This window comes from Flavihumibacter sp. CACIAM 22H1 (assembly GCF_001601815.1).
GTDB lineage: Bacteria > Bacteroidota > Bacteroidia > Chitinophagales > Chitinophagaceae > Flavihumibacter.
The window spans coordinates 1-4,068 of sequence record NZ_LUKG01000146.1; the positions used below are offsets into that span (position 1 = coordinate 1).

The following is a 4,068-nucleotide window of genomic DNA, read 5'->3' on the forward strand; positions in this document are numbered from 1 at the left end:
ACATAAGAAAACAAGAGTCTCTTCATAACCGGTGGTGGTATTTAAATTTATCAGGTGGCGTAGGTGTTAACCCATCAAAAGCAGACGGCCGCGAAAGTACAAAATGTGCTCAACATTGAGGGTTGTCTGTCTGCAATCAGGATTTCGAGTGCCATTCCCCGTTTTGCTTACAAGCATCCGGGATTTGCATACCTACCGGTCCTTTAGCTTTCCGACCTTTGGATCATGGCAATAAAACAACTAGCATTAGGCAGCCAGGGTTTGGTGGTGCCGGTAATTGGTCTCGGTTGCATGGGCATGACCGGGTTTGAAGAAGGACACATGTACGGCCCCGCGGATGAGCAGGAAGCCATCGCTACTATTCATCGTTCACTGGAGTTGGGCGGCAATTTCCTGGATACGGCCGACCTGTACGGACCACTGAAAAACGAGCAGCTTATTGCGAAGGCAAATCACCGGTAATCGCAACCGGTATATCCTTGCCACCAAGATTTGGCTGGGAAATCGACGACAACAACAAAGTAACCTGGGCCATCAATGGCAAAAAGGACTATGTAAAAAAATCGCTGGAGCGTTCATTAAAGAATCTCGATACCGATTACATCGATCTGTATTACCTGCATCGCCTGGATAAAAACACCCCGATCGAAGAAACAGTCGGGGCCATGGCAGAACTGGTTAAAGAAGGGAAAGTAGGTTATATCGGTCTGTCCGAAGTCTCCTCCGAAACGATACGGCGGGCACATGCCGTGCATCCGGTCACCGCAGTACAAAGCGAATATTCCTTATTTGAAAGGACAGTGGAAGAACGCGGAATATTAAACACATTAAAAGAACTGGGCATCGGGTTCGTCGCTTACTCGCCACTCGGCCGCGGCTTCTTATCGGGACAGATCAAAAGCATAGATGACTTGCCACCGAACGATTTTCGCAGAGCGATCCCGCGCTTCCAGGGTGAAATGTTTGACAAAAACATTGAACTCGTAAAAGCCATAGAAGCGATGGCCCAGGCAAAGAATGTCACGCCTTCGCAACTGGCGCTGGCCTGGATTATGAGCAAAGGAATTGTACTAATTCCAGGTACCAAGCGTAGAAAGTATGTGGAGCAAAATCTGGCGGCGACGGCTATTACGTTAACGGCTGAAGATGTTGCAAAACTTGAAAGCATCGTACCATTAGGCACCGACACGGGCGCACCTTACGATGAGTTCAGCATGGGTTTAATTGATTAAATTTGGCTATGAATGCTATCAACTCCATATCGGAATTTCACCGGCTGCTGTCGCTGCCCGAACCGCATCACCCTCTCGTGAGCGTGATCAACCTGGAGGATAGCATTTTCCTGGAAGATGAAATATGGAAAGGCTTCGTTAACCGCTTTTACTGTGTGGCACTGAAACGTGAAGCCAAAGGCAAGATCAGGTACGGACAGCAGCATTACGATTATGATAAAGGTGTATTGAGTTTCACCAAACCTAACCAGGTACAACAGCTTGATCTGCAAAATATGGAATGTGGGTCTGGCTATCTCCTGATCTTTCATCCCGACTTCCTGTTACAGCATACGTTAGCAACTGATATACATCATTACGGATTTTTCGACTACGCGGTAAACGAAGCGTTGCACCTGTCTGCGGAGGAAGAAGATGACCTGATCTCGATCCTTCACAAAATCGATAAAGAGTGCCGGCATATCGATGCGCATACCCAGGATATCATTCTCACACACATCGAAAGCCTGCTGAAATACTCCAATCGTTTCTATGAGCGGCAGTTTCTGACCCGCAAGACTAACAACTCCGCACTACTGACGAGGTTCGAGCAATTGCTCGACGACTACTTCAATAACGAAATACAGGGTTTGCTCACGGTGCAGTATGTTGCTGCAAAAATGAATCTCTCTCCCAACTACCTGAGTGATCTGCTTCGCGTTCATACCGGGCAAAACACGCAGCAGCATATTCATGAAAAGCTGATCGCGAAAGCCAAAGAAAAGCTTTCGACAACCGATCTTTCGGTGAGCGAGATTGCCTATGCGCTGGGATTCGAGCATGCGCAGTCTTTCAGTACGCTTTTCAAAAAGAAAACGAACTTATCACCGGTTGAATTTCGCCAGGGATTTAATTGAGTGGCGGGATAACGAGGATAACCAAGTTTATCTTACCCTTTTCATACTTTCCTCCCAACCATCGTCCCAATACATTTTAATCGAAGTACATAAACCATTCTCAAGAATAAACTCAACCTGGTAGTCATTTCCCACCTGGAATAGTGTAGGAGTTACGGCACTCATTTTTTTATACTTAACGGTACGCTCATTTGTATCTCTGAACATCAACTGATCTCCTTGTAAAGTCACTTCGAATTCCGCAAATTGCCCGGTAAGTTTCGATGCACTCAGAGGATTAATAATAGCAGATGCATTCTTACTCCTGTTATAGTTCAGCAGGTAACTGATTTTCCTTTTTTCCGTTTCGCTTTTTGTTGCCGCCAATTTTTTGTTTAAAATAATATTGTGAGCGGTTATTAAACAATCGCTATCTGCTGTTGAGATATCAGGGATTACGCCAGTCCCTTCCCAGTCGGTGTCAGTTACCGCATTTTTCCCTCTTGTAAAGGGAATAAAACCCACAAATCCATTTCCCAAACTAAAACTTCTTGTAAGGTGCGCGCCGCCTCTTGTAGTGTCGCCTATGATCATTGACTTTTTTATTGTCTGAAAAGTATAAGCAAATCCCTCAGCAGCCGAAAATGTGCTGTGGCTTGTGAGAATATAAACCGGCATATCCAATACCAAGCCTCCTGTAATTGCCTTTTTATTTTCTACATATCTTTTGGTCCACTTGTTTTCAATTCTGTTAAAACTTTCACCTGTATAGGTCTTATTTCTAAAAAAGTAGCCCGCAACTTCATCCGCGGTTTCGGCATTCCCGCCATAATTGTTTCTCAGATCTATAATCAATGCATCCGTATGGGCGACAAACTGCATGGCTGCCTGTATTATTTTGCTGGCGGACAGGCTGGCGGTTGCAAAGCCGTTCAATTGGATATAGCCGATGTTGGACGGTAAAATTTCAATTTTCCTGAAATAGAAATTCATTTTTTCGTCTTTGGCAATAGCCGCATCTGCCACTTTGCCGGCCTCTTTTTTTGACGAAAGAAACCTTAAAATATCTGCTTCAAGCTGCGGATTGTATTCAATCCTGAGATGAGCATCATCATACACCGACCGGATATCTTTAACCACTTTATTCGCAAAATCGTTGGGATTGACAAGGAGATCATATTCGTCTTTCTCATTCTGGCGGTTTATATAATTCCACATTAATTTTGCCGTATCAGGAAAAACATAGTAACTGTTAATAGCGTTGCCTATGCTATTCAAAACAATATTCCTGGTTGTCTTATCTAATTGCCGGGGTGATGGAACCTGGGCAAAAAGATATAAACTGCAACCGGAAGCGATTATAAACAAGATGATTTTCTTCATTCCATTAATTTTAAATTGAAGACGAATCTCTTTGATTTATAATACAATTACCTGTACTTTTCCTTTAGAAAACCTTGAGAATAACTGAAATTACCTGTAGCTATACTATAATCTAACTAATGGGGAGCAACTTCTATATCAATGAGATCTTTTTCGTAGAGCCGGACGCCAATTCGGTAACCAAACAGTCAACCGGTATAAAATCTCACCTGGAAGCAAGGCTCATACAGGTCCTGACCATATTAGCTGAAAACCATGGCAAAACTGTGACCAGGGAAGAATTAATTACTGCCATCTGGCAGGACTATGGCGGCGGCGATGAAGGGCTGACCCAGGCTATTTCCATACTTAGAAAAGTTTTCGCCGACACGCAAAAACAACTGATACAAACTGTTCATAAAAAAGGGTATGTCCTCAACGCTGTCATAAAGTACGAGATGGAGCGGGCTGAAGCAAAGAGAGACGATAAAATATCCATTTTTAATACGAAGAAAAGGTGGACGGCTGTCCTGCTCGCGGTGCTCTTAATTTGCTGCGCTTTTATTATTTATTATAAAAATAGCCCAAAGGAAAGCATT

5 protein-coding genes are annotated in these 4,068 nt (G+C 43.8%); 4 read left to right on the plus strand and 1 reads right to left on the minus strand.

From position 1 onward, the window contains the following. Positions 1-225 precede the first annotated feature (225 nt). Genes A1D16_RS21280 through A1D16_RS21290 form a run of 3 tightly spaced genes read left to right on the plus strand, consistent with a single transcriptional unit; the run spans position 226 to position 2,128 of the window. A complete protein-coding gene (locus tag A1D16_RS21280; RefSeq protein WP_290713581.1) occupies positions 226-462 on the plus strand; it encodes an aldo/keto reductase in 237 nt (78 codons plus the stop codon). Between the two features lie 17 nt (positions 463-479). Beyond that, entirely contained in the window at positions 480-1,232 is a 753-nt protein-coding gene (locus A1D16_RS21285) for an aldo/keto reductase (protein ID WP_290713584.1), read from the plus strand. Positions 1,233-1,240: 8 nt separating this feature from the next. Further along, positions 1,241-2,128, plus strand: a complete 888-nt coding sequence (locus tag A1D16_RS21290) for a response regulator transcription factor (protein WP_275910758.1) — start codon at positions 1,241-1,243, stop codon at positions 2,126-2,128. 27 nt (positions 2,129-2,155) lie between these two features. Here the strand turns inward: A1D16_RS21290 and A1D16_RS21295 are convergent, their stop codons facing one another. Next, positions 2,156-3,490: a S41 family peptidase gene (locus A1D16_RS21295; RefSeq protein WP_290713591.1), complete on the minus strand. Its 1,335-nt coding sequence runs from the start codon at positions 3,488-3,490 to the stop codon at positions 2,156-2,158. Between the two features lie 119 nt (positions 3,491-3,609). On the opposite strand from A1D16_RS21295, the gene A1D16_RS21300 reads away from it, so the two are divergent. After that, on the plus strand, positions 3,610-4,068 hold a 459-nt coding region (locus tag A1D16_RS21300), incomplete at its 3' end, for a winged helix-turn-helix domain-containing protein (protein ID WP_290713594.1).

Coding starts and splice junctions, on each gene's coding strand:
- A1D16_RS21295 (WP_290713591.1), bottom strand. CDS start 3,490: ATGAAGAAAATCATCTTGTTTATAATCGCTTCCGGTTGCAGTTTATAT.
- A1D16_RS21280 (WP_290713581.1), top strand. CDS start 226: ATGGCAATAAAACAACTAGCATTAGGCAGCCAGGGTTTGGTGGTGCCG.
- A1D16_RS21290 (WP_275910758.1), top strand. CDS start 1,241: ATGAATGCTATCAACTCCATATCGGAATTTCACCGGCTGCTGTCGCTG.